We start from the raw sequence: 13,396 nt of genomic DNA, 5'->3' as shown, positions 1-13,396 counted from the left end.
TGCTGTCACTGCTCCTGGGGCCGGGTCGGGGGGAGGTCTGCGGTGTCGGTGGTGTGCACGGCGAGTGTGCGGTCGGGGTTCAGGCGTACGACGATGTGGCGGCGCCAGGCCGTGTCGTCGCGGTCGGGCCGGTCCTCGCGCCAGTGGCAGCCCCGGGTCTCCTCCCGCATCCGGGCGGCGGCCACCAGGGCGCGGGCCACGTACAGCAGGTTCGTCGCCTCCCAGGTGTCGACGCCGGGCTCGGCGGTCTTGCCGTTCTCCACGAGGGCGTCGCGGGCCTCGGCGCGCAGCCGGCGGATCTGCTCGGCGGCCTCGGTCAGGGAGGCTTCGGAGCGCAGCACGCCGGCGCCGACGGTCATGATCCGCTGGATCGCGAAGCGGGCCTCGGGGGCGAGCAGGGGGTGCTCGGGGCCCTCCGGGTACGGCACGGGCTGCGGCACGCGCGCGGTGAGGCCGTCCGCCGCGCGGGCCCCGGCGATGTCGGCCGCGATGCGCTCGGCGTAGACGAGCCCCTCCAGGAGCGAGTTCGAGGCGAGGCGGTTGGCGCCGTGCACGCCGGTGCAGGCCACCTCGCCGCACGCGTACAGGCCGGGGACCGTCGTACGGCCCCGGGAGTCGGTGCGCACGCCGCCCGAGGCGTAGTGGGCGGCCGGGGCGACCGGGATGGGCGTGGTGACGGGGTCGATGCCGTGCGCGCGGCAGGCGGCCAGGATCGTCGGGAAGCGGTGCTCCCACATCTCGGCGCCGAAGTGCCGGGCGTCGAGGAACATGTGCTCCGCGTCCTGCTCCTGCATCCGCCGCGTGATGCCCTTGGCGACGATGTCCCGGGGCGCGAGCTCCGCCAGTTCGTGCTGTCCGACCATGAACCGCACGCCGTCGGCGTCGACCAGGTGGGCGCCCTCGCCGCGCACCGCCTCGGAGACCAGCGGCTGCTGGCCCTCCGCCTCCGCGCCGAGGAACAGGACGGTCGGGTGGAACTGCACGAACTCCAGGTCGCTGACCTCGGCGCCCGCGCGCAGCGCGAGGGCCACGCCGTCGCCGGTGGACACGGACGGGTTCGTCGTCGCCGAGAAGACCTGGCCCATGCCGCCGGTGGCCAGGACCACGGCGGGCGCGTGCACCGCGCCCACGCCGTCGTGCTGCCCCTCGCCCATGACGTGCAGGGTGATGCCCGCGGTACGGCCCTCGGCGTCCGTGAGGAGGTCGAGCACCAGCGCGTTCTCGACGGTGCGCAGGCCGCGCGCGCGGACCGCCTCGACCAGGGCGCGGGAGATCTCCGCGCCGGTCGCGTCGCCGCCCGCGTGGGCGATGCGGCGGCGGTGGTGGCCGCCCTCGCGGGTGAGTTCGAGGCGGCCCTCGGAGGACTCGTCGAAGTGGGCGCCGGTCTCGATCAGCCGCCGGACGGCGTCGGGGCCCTCGGTGACGAGGATGCGCACGGCCTCCTCGTCGCACAGCCCGGCGCCGGCCACCAGGGTGTCGTCCAGGTGCTGCTCGGGGGTGTCGCCCTCGCCGAGCGCGGCGGCGATGCCGCCCTGGGCCCAGCGGGTCGAGCCGTCGTCCAGGCGTGCCTTGGTGACGACGACGGTGTCGAGGCCGGCCGCCTCGCAGCGCAGGGCGGCCGTCAGGCCCGCCACGCCGGAGCCGACGACCACGACGTCCGCGGAGATGGCCCACCCGGGCGCTGGCGCGTGCAGTCGTATGCCTGTGCTGGTCACGAGGCGGCTCCGAAGGTGAGGGTGATGTTGTCGATCAGCCGGGTCGCGCCGACCCGGGCGGCGACGGCGAGGACGGCCTCGCCGGTGAAGTCGTCGCCGATCTCGGTGAAGTCGGACGGGTCGACGAGGGCGAGGTAGTCCAGTTCGAGCGGCGGCGTGAGCCGGGCGGCCTCGTCCAGGACCAGGCGGGCGGCGGCACGGACGGCCGCGGCCGCGCCGGGCGTGGCCTTGGCGACGGCGTGCGCGTCGGCCGCGGCGCGTGACTCGCCGATGGCGCTGAGGGCTTCGGCACGCGCACGCGTGGCCGGGACCTCGCGGGCCCGCGCGCGCAGCGCCTCCTGGGCCGCGTGCCGGTCGGCGCCGGCGAACAGCGCCTGCGACAGGGCGAGCGCCGTGCGCCGTTCCTTGGGCGAGAGGTAGCGGTTGCGGCTGGACAGCGCGAGGCCGTCCTCCTCGCGCACGGTGGGGACGCCGACGATCTCCACGCCGAAGTTCAGGTCGCGGGCCATCCGGCGGATCAGCGCGAGCTGCTGGGCGTCCTTCTGCCCGTACAGGGCGACGTCGGGACGGGTCAGGTGGAGCAGCTTGGCGACGACGGTGAGCACGCCGTCGAAGTGGCCGGGGCGGGAGGCGCCTTCCAGCCGCTCCCCCATGGGTCCGGCGGTGACCCGGACCTGGGGCTCGCCGCCCGGGTAGACCTCGTCGACGGCCGGGGCGAACACGACGTCCGCGCCTGCCCGTCCGGCGAGCTCGACGTCGGCGTCCAGGGTGCGCGGGTAGCGGTCGAGGTCCTCGCCGGCGCCGAACTGGAGGGGGTTCACGAAGACGGTGACGACGACCTCGCCGTCCGGTCCGGCGATCCGGCGGGCCGTGCGGATCAGGGTGGCGTGCCCCTCGTGCAGGGCGCCCATCGTCATCACGACGGCACGGCGGCCCGTGCGCACGCGCGCGTGCAGCTCGGCGGCGGTACGCAGCAGGGTGGTGGTCATAGGGCCTCTCCCTCGGCGCCGTCGGTCCCGGTCGCGAGCACGCCGAGCAGGTCCTCGGCGAGCTCCGGTTTCAGCAGCCCGTGGGCCAGTGCGCGGTCGGCGGTGGCGCGGGCCATCGCCAGATAGCCGGCGACGGTCTGCGGCGCGTGCCGGCGCAGCTCGGTGACGTGCGCGGCGACGGTGCCCGCGTCGCCGCGCGCGACGGGGCCGGTCAGGGCGGCGTCACCGGACCGCAAAGCGTTGTCCAGGGCGGCGCCGAGCAGCGGCCCCAGCATCCGGTCGGGGGCGGCCACGCCCGCCTCGCGCAGCAGCTCCATGGACTGGGCGACCAGGGTGACCAGGTGGTTCGCGCCGAGAGCGAGGGCCGCGTGGTAGAGCGGGCGCCACTCCTCGGCGATCCACTCGGGTTCGCCGCCCATCTCGATGACCAGGGCCTCGGCGGCCAGCCGCAGCTCCTCCGGGGCGGTGACACCGAAGGAGCAGCCGGCCAGGCGCTGGACGTCGACGGGAGTGCCGGTGAAGGTCATCGCCGGGTGCAGGGCGAGCGGCAGCGCGCCCGCGCGCAGGGCCGGGTCCAGGACCTTCGCGCCGTACCGCCCGGAGGTGTGCACGAGCAGCTGGCCGGGGCGGACCGCGCCGGTCTCGGCGAGCCCCTCGACCAGGCCGGGGAGCGCGTCGTCGGGCACGGTCAGCAGTACGAGCTCGGAGCGGGCCAGGACCTCGGCGGGCGGCACCAGCGGCACCCCGGGCAGCAGGTCCTCGGCGCGGCGCCGGGAGGCGTCGGAGACCCCCGAGACGGCGACCGGGCGGTGTCCGGCCAGTTGGAGGGACGCGGCGAGCGCGGGGCCCACCCGGCCGGCGCCGACGACACCGACGGTGAGCCGCGCGGGGCGGTCCCTGGGATCCGGTTGCTGGCTTGTACTCACTCGACGGTGGCCTTCCCGTTCCAGTCCGCTCGGGGTACCGGACGATTTCTCGTCATGTTAACGCGATTGGTCCCGGAGGGGCCCGGTCGTCCACAGGCTGTGGGCCATCGCACGACCCCGGGGCGGAGGCGGCCGGTGCCGCGTAATCCGGGTGCTCGCGCGCACCCCCGTACGGGATCATCCCCGGATGAGCGACACGGCGCCGCGGCGCGGCCACCAGGAGCACGACACGTCGGACGAGGAACGGCGGGGGCGGCTGCGCGAGCGGCGCATCACCGCCCAGCGCACCGCGTCGCGCGTGCTCGCGCGCCACGGCTTCCAGAAGACCCTCCGGGAACGCCTGGCGCTGCTGGACGCGGCCCAGGACGTGTACGACCTGGACGAACCGTCGGACGTCTACGGCAACCGCGTCGTCGAGGCACTGGAGGAGAGGGTCGCCGGGCTGCTCGGCATGGAGGCCGCCGCGTTCTTCCCGACCGGCACCATGGCCCAGCAGATCGCCCTGCGCTGCTGGGCGGGCCGCACCGGGAACCCGGCGGTCGCCCTGCACGCGCTGAGCCACCCCGAGGTGCACGAGCGCAACGCGTTCAGTCAGGTCAGCGGCCTGCGCCCGGTGCGGGTGACGTCCGAGCCCCGGATGCCGACGGCCGCCGAGGTGCGGGACCTCGCGGAGCCCTTCGGGACGCTCATGCTCGAACTTCCCCTACGGGAGGCCGGGTTCGTCCTGCCCACCTGGGACGAACTGACCGAGGTGGTGGAGGCGGCGCGCGAGCGGGACGCCGTGGTGCACGTCGACGGCGCCCGGCTGTGGGAGTCCACGGTCCGGCTCGGCCGCCCGCTGGAGGAGATCGCGGGCCTGGCGGACAGCGTGTACGTGTCGTTCTACAAGTCGCTCGACGCCTTCGGGGGGGCGGCCCTGGCGGGCCCCAGCTCCCTGATCGAGGAGGCGAAGACCTGGCGGCACCGGTACGGCGGCCAGGTCTTCCAGCAGTTCCCCACCGTGCTGTCCGCGCTGGTGGGCCTGGAGACGCGGCTGCCCCGGCTGCCCGAGTACGTCGCCCACGCGCGCGTGGTGGCCGCCGCGCTGCGCGAGGAGTTCGCGGAGGCCGAGGTGCCGTGGGCGCGGGTCCACCCCGAGCCGCCGCACACCCACCAGTTCCAGCTGTGGCTGCCGTACGACGCCGAGGTGCTCGCGGAGGCGGCGGTCCGGCAGGCGGAGGAGACGGGGACGTTCCTGTTCGCCCGCGCGTGGGAGGCCGGGGGCCCCGGACTGGCCTCCACCGAGGTCTGCGTCGAGGACCCCGGGCTCGACTGGTCGGCCGACGACGTGCGGGAGGCCGTCGCCGGGTTCGTGGCACGGCTGCGGCAGGAGGCCAGCCGGTAGCGTGCCGCCTCCGGTCCAGGGCCCGCCGTACCGGGCCGCGGGCCGGCGGCCCGCCACGACGGCCCGGAACTCGCGCACCCCGCGCCTCTCGCGCAGGATTCGCCGGTCGTGGCTGCCCGGGGCACGGGGGCTCCGCCTCACCGAGCCACCGGGCCCGGCGGGTGTCGAGGAGGTGCTCCCGGATGCTGCTCATGGCCGGTCGCCCTCTCCCGGATCGCGGGGCGACGGGCGGCCCCGTGACCCCCGCGGAAGTCCCGGACTGCTCCGGGTCCGTGCCGCTGTCGCGTCGATTGACGGCCGCCGTCAATCGACGGCCGCGTTGTCGGTGGCGGGGTGCACCATGAGGGCATGAGCGTGAGCATCGACGTCGCGGGGCTGCGGCCGGAGAGGGTCGCCGTCGTGCCCTCCCCTCTCGCCGAGCTCGGCATGGCGCTGCACGCGCTGTCCGAGCCGGGGCACCACCCGGGCCTCCAGGGCTGGGTGACGGGCGTGACGGCCCGGCTGGACCCGCACCTGGCCGACCGCATGTGCGAGGCGGACTTCCTGTGGCGGACGACGTTCTCGGACCTGTTCCTGCCCTACGCGGGCGTCCCGGGCGGAGCCCTGCCCGGCGCGACGCTCGCCGAGGAACTGGATCTGCTGGACAAGCTCTCCGACGAGCAGTTCGTGGACGCGGCCCTGGAATTCACCTGCGCCCTGCCCTACGGCACGCCGAGCCGGAGCGTGCTCGCCGACGCCGAGCTGCACCGCCGCGCCCTGGAGCTGGCCGCCGCGCGCGGGCCGCAGCAACTGCGGTTCAGCAGGCGGCTGCTCGACGAGCCGGCGCTGATCCGGGCCTGGCTGCGGCAGTTCCTGCAGGACTGCGACGAGGCGTTCTTCGCCGACACCTGGGCACGCCTGCGCCACCAGCTCACCGCCGACGCCCGCCACAGGACCGACCTCCTGCGGCACAAAGGGCTGGCCGAGGCGCTGACCTCGGTCTCCGCGGCGGTGACGGTCGACGAGGCCGCCGGACGCATCACCATCGACAAGCTCCGCCAGGGCCACAGCCTCATCAGGGACGGCGGTCTGCTGCTCGTGCCGACGAGCCTGGGCTGGCCGCATCTGACGGTGCTGCACCGGTACGGCTGGCAGCCGGTCCTGCACTACCCGGTCGGCTCCCCGGAGATCGCGTCACCGCCGTCGGTCGGGCAGCTGACCCTGCGCATGACCGCGCTGTCCCACCCGGTGCGCATGCAGCTGTGCCGCAACCTCGCCCGCAGCACGTACACCACGAGCGAGCTCGTCCAGATCCACGGCATGTCCGCCCCGGAGATATCCCGGCACCTGAGCGTCCTCAAGAAGGCGGGCCTGATCACGACCCGCCGCCGGGGGCGGTACGTCCTGTACCAGCTGGACGTGACCGCGGTGGCGCGGCTCGGCAGCGACTTCCTCGAAGCGCTGCTGAGATGACGTCGCACGGGACGCGGGCCGCCGTCAGTCGAGGCGGATGTGCCGGATCCCGACCGCGGCCTGCCGCAGCCGCGTGCGGACCGCGCCCTCGTCGTTGGGCCGGAGTTCCAGTCCGGCCAGGACGGCGATCCGGTCCGCCGTCCTCGGCACGCTCGTGCGGTCGGTCCACAGGTGCTCGGCGAACTCCGGCTGACGCAGCCGCTCCAGGCAGTGGTCGAGCCGGGACACCGCCCAGCTCTCCCGGCGCAGCCCGGCGCCCTTCCCGGCGACGTACTGCGCCAGACGCCCGAAGCCGCGCTCGCGCAGCCGCCTGAGGACGGTCTCGCGCTCCGCGAGGAGCGTGAAGTGCCGGACGTCGTGGCCCAGTTCGCCGAGCCGGCCCACGGTCTCGGCGAAGTAGTCCGGGTGCGTGACGGTCATCGGCGCGATGACCACGCCGCCGTGCCGGGTGAGCGCCAGGTCGAGGACCTCGACGACGCCCTGCCGCCAGGCGGCCAGGTCCTGGAAGTCCCCGCGCAGTTCCGGCGGGAGCACGCGCCGCAGCCCGAACCCGGCGTGCTCGGGATCGCAGACGACGCTGCCGGGCAGCCGGCGCCGGATCTCGTGTGCGGTCTGTGTCTTGCCGCCCCCGAAGGGGCCGTTGATCCACAGGAGCATGCGCCGACCCTGGGCCGTCTCGGGGCTCAACCGTGCCCGCCCGCCCGGACCAGGCCCGTCTCGTAGGCCAGGACGACCACCTGCACGCGGTCGCGCAGGCCGAGCTTGGTCAGGATGCGGCCGACGTGCGTCTTCACGGTGGCCTCGGACAGGACCAGCCGGGCCGCGATCTCGCCGTTGGACAGGCCCTGCGCGACCAAGACCATGACCTCGCGCTCCCGGTCGGTGAGCCGCTCCAGCTCCTTGTGCTTCGGCTCCCCGCCGGTGGAGGGCAGCATGGGCGCGAACCGGTCCAGCAGCCGCCGGGTCGTCGACGGGGCCACGACGGCGTCGCCGCTGTGCACCGCGCGGATCGCGCCGAGGAGTTCCTCGGGCGGCACGTCCTTGAGCATGAACCCGGAGGCCCCGGCCTTCAGCCCGGAGAACGCGTACTCGTCGAGGTCGAAGGTGGTCAGGATCAGCACCTTGGGCGGCTCGGGCTCCGAGCAGACGCGGCGGGTGGTCTCCACGCCGTCCAGCTTCGGCATGCGGACGTCCATGAGGACGACGTCGACGGCGGTCGAGCGCAGTACCTGGAGGGCCTCGACACCGTCCCCCGCCTCCGCGACGACCTCCATGTCCGGCTGGGCGGCGAGCACCATCCGGAACCCGGTGCGCAGCAGCACCTGGTCGTCGACGAGCATCACGCGGATCGCCATCGGGTCCTCTTCCGTGTCTTTCGGGCTTCCGGTTCTTCCGGGCCCTACGAGTGTGCCGGGGCCGTGTCAGTGGGCCGGTTTCAGCGGCAGCAGCGCGCTGATGCGGAATCCTCCGCCCGGCCGCGGTCCGGCGTCCAGGGTTCCGCCGACCATGCCGACCCGCTCGCGCATGCCGATCAGGCCGTGCCCCCGGCCGTCGGCGCCGCCGTCCTCGTACAGCTCGTGCGGGGCACCCTTGCCGTCGTCCTCGACGAGCAGCCCGAGGCCGTCGTCGAAGTAGACCAGGCGCACGCTCGCCCCGGCGTTGGGTCCGCCGTGCTTGCGGGTGTTGGTGAGCGCCTCCTGCACGATGCGGTACGCGGTGAGCTCGACGCCGCTGGGCAGCGGGCGCGGGGTGCCCTCGACCTTGAAGTCGACCGGCAGCCCGGAGCTGCGGCACTGCTCGACGAGCTCGTCGATCTGGTCGACGTCGGGCTGCGGGACGTACTCGCCGGTCTCCTGGTGCTCGCCGGTGCGCAGCACGCCGAGCAGGCGGCGCATCTCGGCGAGTGCCTGCCGGCCCGTGGACGAGATCGTCTCCAGGGCCTTCTTGGCCTGGTCGGGGGCGGCGTCGAGGACGTAGGCGGCGCCGTCGGCCTGCACCACCATCACGGAGACGTTGTGCGCGACGACGTCGTGCAGTTCGCGCGCGATACGGGCGCGTTCGGCGGCGACCGCGACCTTCGCCTGGGCCTCGCGCTCCTTCTCCAGCCGGGTCGCGCGCTCCTCCAGCTGCTCGTAGTAGGCGCGGCGGGTGCGGATGGAGTCGCCGAGCACCCAGGCGAGGGCGAACGGCACCGTGAGGAAGATGATCAGCGCCACGTTGCTCAGGACGGTGGCCTCCTTCTCCGGCCACCGCAGCTGGGACAGGGGCGCCGCGCACAGGCCCGCGCCCAGCGCGAGCCGGGAGGCCCAGCGGGCGCCGGTCGCGGCGACGGTGTAGGTGATCACCAGGAAGGCGAAGTCGGAGGGCGTGGTCGCCACGTCCAGCACCAGCTGCATCAGCCCGACCCCGATGGCCAGCAGCAGCATCTTCTCCGGCATCCGCCGGCGCAACGCGATGACCAGGGACAGCAGCAGCAGGACCGGGACGATGACGGCCTCGGACCCGGTGCCCTGGCCGCCGGCCTGCCCGCCCTCCGGCTGGACGGCCACGCTCACCGCGGAGATCCCGAACAGGAGGACGGCCCAGAAGGTGTCCACCCCGGTCGGGTGCCTGCGGAGGAAGTCATAGAGGCGCTGCACGTGACCCAGCGTAGGGACACCAGATGCGTGCAGGGGTCAACCGGAGGGCCGATCCCCGCCCCGCGCGCGTACTCCGCAAGGTGGAGGGCCCGCTCTCCTGTACGCGGGAAAGCGGCCTAGCCTGGGCCGGTGGCAGCAGAGGCGACCGACGCGTGGCAGGGGTGGCGGGCGGCGGCGGAATCCGCCCTGTACGGGCCGGAGGGCTTCTACCGCCGCCCGGAGGGACCGGCCGGGCACTTCCGGACGTCCGTGCACGCCTCGCCGCTCTACGCGGCCGCGGTGGCCCGGCTGCTGTGCCGGGTGGACGAGGCGCTGGGACGGCCGGAGACCCTGGACCTGGTCGACATGGCGGCGGGCCGGGGCGAGCTGGTGACGGGGGTGCTGGCCGCGCTCCCCGCCGAGGTGGCGGCCCGCACACGCGCGTACGCCGTAGAGATCGCCGCCCGCCCACCGGGACTGGACCCCCGGGTCACATGGCTGGCCGAGCCGCCGGGGCGGGTCACGGGCCTGCTGTTCGCCAACGAGTGGCTGGACAACGTCCCGGTGGAGGTCGCCGAGGTGGACGGCTCGGGAGCGCCGCGCCGGGTCCTGGTCCGGCGGGACGGCGCCGAACGCCTCGGGGAGCCGGTGACCGGCGCCGAGGCGGGGTGGCTCGCCCGCTGGTGGCCCCTGCCCGAGGGGGGCGGCGAGGGCCTGCGCGCCGAGATCGGGCTGCCCCGGGACGAGGCGTGGGCCGCCGTGGCCGGCACGCTGGAGCGGGGTCTGGCGGTCGCCGTGGACTACGCGCACACGCGCCGGTCACGGCCGCCCTTCGGCACGCTGACGGGCTTCCGGGACGGGCGGGAGACGGCCCCTGTGCCGGACGGCTCGTGCGATCTCACCGCCCATGTGGCGCTGGACGCGTGCGCGCTGCCCGGCGCCCGTCTGCTCTCCCAGCGCGAGGCGCTGCGCGCCCTCGGCATCACCGGCGCACGCCCCTCACTCGAACTCGCCTCCACGCGCCCCGCCGAGTACGTGCGCGCCCTCGCGAGCGCCGGTGAGGCCGCTGAGCTGACGGCGACGGGCGGGTTCGGGGACTTCGGCTGGCTGCTCCAGCCGGTCGGCGTCCCGGACGTCCTGGACGCGCGGTGAACCGCGCGTGACGACTCCGCCCGGGGCTACTTGTCGATGTCCCCGACCACGAAGAACAGCGACCCCAGGATCGCCACCATGTCCGCGACCAGCGTCCCCGGCAGCAGCTCCACGAGCGCCTGGATGTTGTTGTACGAGGCCGAGCGCAGCTTCAGCCGGTACGGCGTCTTCTCGCCCTTGCTGACGAGGTAGTAGCCGTTGATGCCGAGGGGGTTCTCGGTCCACGCGTACGTGTGCCCCTCGGGCGCCTTCAGCACCTTGGGCAGCCGCTGGTTGATCGGCCCCGGCGGCAGCTGCGCGAGCCGGTCGAGGCAGGCGTCCGCGAGGTCGAGGGAGTTGTGCGTCTGCTCCAGCAGGCACTCGAACCGGGCGAGGCAGTCGCCCTCCTCGCGGGTCACCACCTTCAGGACGTCCCCGAGTTCGCCGTAGGCCAGGTACGGCTCGTCCCGGCGCAGGTCGAAGTCGACGCCCGAGGCGCGCGCGATCGGCCCGCTCACGCCGTACGCGTGCACGGCCTCCGGTGAGAGGGCGCCCACGCCCCGGGTGCGTCCGCGGAAGATCTCGTTGCCGAGGACCAGGTCGTCGAACCGGTCCATGCGGGAGCGCACGCCGGCGACGGCGGTACGCGCGCGCGTGGCCCAGCCGGCCGGGAGGTCCTCCTTGAGGCCGCCCACCCGGTTGAACATGTAGTGCATGCGCCCGCCGGAGACCTCCTCCATGACGTGCTGGAGTTCCTCGCGCTCGGTGAAGGCGTAGAAGATCGGCGTGATACCGCCCAGTTCCAGCGGGTACGACCCGAGGAACATCAGGTGGTTGAGGACGCGGTTCAGCTCCGCCAGCAGCGTCCGCGTCCACACGGCGCGCTCCGGCACCTCCATGCCGAGCATGCGCTCCACGGCGAGGACGACGCCCAGCTCGTTGGAGAAGGCCGACAGCCAGTCGTGCCGGTTGGCGAGCATGATGATCTGGCGGTAGTCACGGGCCTCGAAGAGCTTCTCCGCGCCGCGGTGCATATAGCCGATCACCGGCTCGGCGCTCATGATGCGCTCGCCGTCCAGGACGAGCTTGAGGCGCAGCACACCGTGCGTCGAGGGGTGCTGGGGGCCGATGTTGAGCACCATGTCGGTGCTCTCCGCGGCGCCGCCGATACCGACCATGGTCTCCGTCGTAGGAGTCATGGACCCAGTCTCCCCTACGTACGCTGGCCCCATGGAGACGGGGAGCCCGAAGAACACGGGAATCACGCCGGAGGCGCGCACGGGGGACGAACCGGTGTGGACCGCGCTGCCGCCGGGGCTGCTGCGGATGCGCCGGCTGCTGCTGGTGGTGTGGCTGGGACTGCTGACGGCCGGACTGGGCGTGCTGCTCGGCTGGCTCGCCGGGCCCGGCTGGGCGGCGTTCGCCGCACTGCCGCCGGCGCTCATGGTGTGGGGCTGGGTGATGCTCGGACGCAACTGGCGTTCCTGGCGCTACGCCGAGCGCGCCGACGACCTGCTGATCAGCAGGGGTGTGCTGTGGCGGGAGGAGACGGTCGTGCCGTACGGCCGCATGCAGCTGGTGGAGGTCACCTCCGGGCCGGTGGAACGTCACTTCGGGCTGGCCAGCGTGCAGCTGCACACGGCCGCCGCCGCGACCGACGCCACCATCCCCGGCCTCGACCCGGCCGAGGCGGAGCGGCTGCGGGACCGGCTCACCGAGCTGGGCGAGGCCCGATCGGCGGGCCTGTGACGACTCCGGGCGCCGAAGGCGCCCTGCGCGAGGCGCGGCGCGTGTCGGAGCGCCGGCTGCACCCTGTGACGCCGCTCAGACGCGCGTGGGCGCCCGTCGCCGTGCTCATCGGGTGGGCGGTGCACGACCCCGACCAGGCGCAGCGCCAGCTGACCCGGCTGACGACCACGACCCTGCTGATCGCGCTCGCCGTGCTGGTCCCGGCCGCCGCCCTGTACGGCTTCCTCACCTGGTGGTACACGCACTTCGCCGTCACCGACAGCGAACTGCGCATCCGTACGGGCCTGGTGTTCCGGCGCACCGCGCACATCCGCCTGGAACGCATCCAGGCCATCGACGTCACCCAGCCGCTCCTCGCGCGCGTGGCGGGCGTCGCCAAGCTGAAACTGGACGTCGTCGGCACGGACAAGAAGGACGAACTCGCCTTCCTCGGGGCGGAGGAGGCGCGCGCCCTGCGCGCGGAACTCCTCGCGCGCGCTGCCGGGTTCGCGCCGGAGACCGCTCACGAGGTGGGCGAGGCGCCCTCCCGTGAGCTGCTGCGGGTGCCGCCGCGCGTCCTCGCCGTCTCCCTCGTCCTGACCGGCGCGACCTGGGGCTCGCTGGCCGCCGCGCTCGTCGTGCCGACCGTGCTGTGGCTGGTCACGCAGAGCGCGTGGACGGTCCTCGCCACGGCGGTCCCGCTGGTCGGTGCGGCCGGCGCGGCCAGCGTCGGACGGTTCGTCACCGAGTACGACTGGACGGTGGGCGAGTCCCCGGACGGGCTGCGCCTCGACCACGGCCTGCTCGACCGCGCCCACGAGACGGTGCCGCCGGGCCGGGTGCAGACCGTACGGCTGGTGGAGCCGCTGCTGTGGCGGCGGCGCGGCTGGGTGCGGGTGGAGCTGGACGTGGCGGGCTCGTCCAACTCGGTGCTGCTGCCGGTCGCCCCGCGCGAGATCGCCGAGTCGGTCGTCGCCCGGGTGCTGCCCGGGGTGACCGTCCCGCCGCGCGAGGCACTGGCGCGTCCGCCCCGGCGGGCCGGCCGGTGTGTGCCGCTGTGGTGGCGCGGGCACGGACTGGCCGTCACGGACGCGGTGTTCGCGGCCCGCTCGGGTCTGCTGAGCCGCAGCCTGGCCCTCGTCCCGCACGCGAAGGTGCAGAGCGTACGGCTCACGCAGGGGCCCTGGGAGCGGCGGTGGAACGTCGCCGACGTACACGTGGACACCGGGGCCGGCAAGACCGTCACCGCGCGGCTGAGGGACGCCGGGGAGGCCGCGGAGTTGCTGCGGACGCAGGCCGAGCGGTCCCGCACGGGACGCCGGGACGCACGGCCGGACCGCTGGATGGTGTGAGAAGCACGAGGGGGGCGGCGGGGGGCGGGCGCCCCCCCCCCCCCCCCCCCCCGGGGCGGGGTGACCCCCGGCCCCGGCCCGGGGGGGGGTGTTGGAGGGGA

12 protein-coding genes are annotated in these 13,396 nt (G+C 74.6%); 5 read left to right on the top strand and 7 right to left on the bottom strand.

What is annotated here, in order from left to right:
- Positions 1-5: 5 nt before the first annotated feature.
- Genes ACFRAC_RS21635 through ACFRAC_RS21625 form a run of 3 tightly spaced genes read right to left on the bottom strand, consistent with a single transcriptional unit; the run spans position 6 to position 3,630 of the window.
- On the bottom strand, positions 6-1,715 hold the full coding sequence (locus tag ACFRAC_RS21635) for an L-aspartate oxidase (RefSeq protein ID WP_382925942.1): 1,710 nt from the start codon (positions 1,713-1,715) through the stop codon (positions 6-8).
- The gene (panC, locus tag ACFRAC_RS21630) at positions 1,712-2,704 is read right to left on the bottom strand and encodes a pantoate--beta-alanine ligase (protein WP_382925939.1); all 993 of its coding nucleotides are present in this window, start codon (positions 2,702-2,704) and stop codon (positions 1,712-1,714) included. Before panC ends, ACFRAC_RS21635 begins: the two co-directional genes overlap by 4 nt.
- A complete protein-coding gene (locus tag ACFRAC_RS21625) occupies positions 2,701-3,630 on the bottom strand; it encodes a Rossmann-like and DUF2520 domain-containing protein (protein WP_382925937.1) in 930 nt (309 codons plus the stop codon). The genes panC and ACFRAC_RS21625 overlap by 4 nt, the downstream gene beginning before the upstream one ends.
- Before the next feature lie 187 nt (positions 3,631-3,817).
- Here ACFRAC_RS21625 and ACFRAC_RS21620 point away from each other — a divergent pair, with 187 nt between their 5' ends.
- On the top strand, positions 3,818-5,014 hold the full coding sequence (locus ACFRAC_RS21620) for a threonine aldolase family protein (RefSeq protein ID WP_382925934.1): 1,197 nt from the start codon (positions 3,818-3,820) through the stop codon (positions 5,012-5,014).
- 348 nt (positions 5,015-5,362) lie between these two features.
- Positions 5,363-6,466 (top strand): DUF5937 family protein, encoded by a 1,104-nt coding sequence (locus ACFRAC_RS21615; RefSeq protein ID WP_382925931.1) that lies wholly within the window; start codon positions 5,363-5,365, stop codon positions 6,464-6,466.
- A gap of 24 nt (positions 6,467-6,490) precedes the next feature.
- Here the strand turns inward: ACFRAC_RS21615 and ACFRAC_RS21610 are convergent, their stop codons facing one another.
- From ACFRAC_RS21610 to ACFRAC_RS21600, 3 genes are all read right to left on the bottom strand, one after another.
- Positions 6,491-7,123: an AAA family ATPase gene (locus ACFRAC_RS21610; protein WP_382925928.1), complete on the bottom strand. Its 633-nt coding sequence runs from the start codon at positions 7,121-7,123 to the stop codon at positions 6,491-6,493.
- A gap of 26 nt (positions 7,124-7,149) precedes the next feature.
- On the bottom strand, positions 7,150-7,821 hold the full coding sequence (locus ACFRAC_RS21605; protein ID WP_382925925.1) for a response regulator: 672 nt from the start codon (positions 7,819-7,821) through the stop codon (positions 7,150-7,152).
- A 66-nt stretch (positions 7,822-7,887) separates the two neighbouring features.
- The gene (locus tag ACFRAC_RS21600; RefSeq protein ID WP_382925922.1) at positions 7,888-9,105 is read right to left on the bottom strand and encodes a sensor histidine kinase; all 1,218 of its coding nucleotides are present in this window, start codon (positions 9,103-9,105) and stop codon (positions 7,888-7,890) included.
- Between the two features lie 129 nt (positions 9,106-9,234).
- Here ACFRAC_RS21600 and ACFRAC_RS21595 point away from each other — a divergent pair, with 129 nt between their 5' ends.
- Positions 9,235-10,236, top strand: a complete 1,002-nt coding sequence (locus ACFRAC_RS21595) for an SAM-dependent methyltransferase (RefSeq protein ID WP_382925919.1) — start codon at positions 9,235-9,237, stop codon at positions 10,234-10,236.
- Between the two features lie 26 nt (positions 10,237-10,262).
- Here ACFRAC_RS21595 and ACFRAC_RS21590 read toward each other — a convergent pair whose 3' ends face one another.
- On the bottom strand, positions 10,263-11,414 hold the full coding sequence (locus ACFRAC_RS21590) for an NADH-quinone oxidoreductase subunit D (protein WP_382925916.1): 1,152 nt from the start codon (positions 11,412-11,414) through the stop codon (positions 10,263-10,265).
- Between the two features lie 31 nt (positions 11,415-11,445).
- Here ACFRAC_RS21590 and ACFRAC_RS21585 point away from each other — a divergent pair, with 31 nt between their 5' ends.
- A complete protein-coding gene (locus ACFRAC_RS21585) occupies positions 11,446-11,964 on the top strand; it encodes a PH domain-containing protein (protein ID WP_382925913.1) in 519 nt (172 codons plus the stop codon).
- Complete coding sequence (locus ACFRAC_RS21580; protein ID WP_382925910.1) at positions 11,961-13,295, top strand: PH domain-containing protein; 1,335 nt, start codon at positions 11,961-11,963, stop codon at positions 13,293-13,295. Before ACFRAC_RS21585 ends, ACFRAC_RS21580 begins: the two co-directional genes overlap by 4 nt.
- Positions 13,296-13,396: the final 101 nt, after the last annotated feature.

It is taken from the genome of Streptomyces sp. NPDC056628, from assembly GCF_042792555.1.
Lineage (GTDB): Bacteria > Actinomycetota > Actinomycetes > Streptomycetales > Streptomycetaceae > Streptomyces.
Note: the sequence above shows the minus strand (reverse complement) of the source record. Positions and strands in the feature narration are given on the sequence as shown.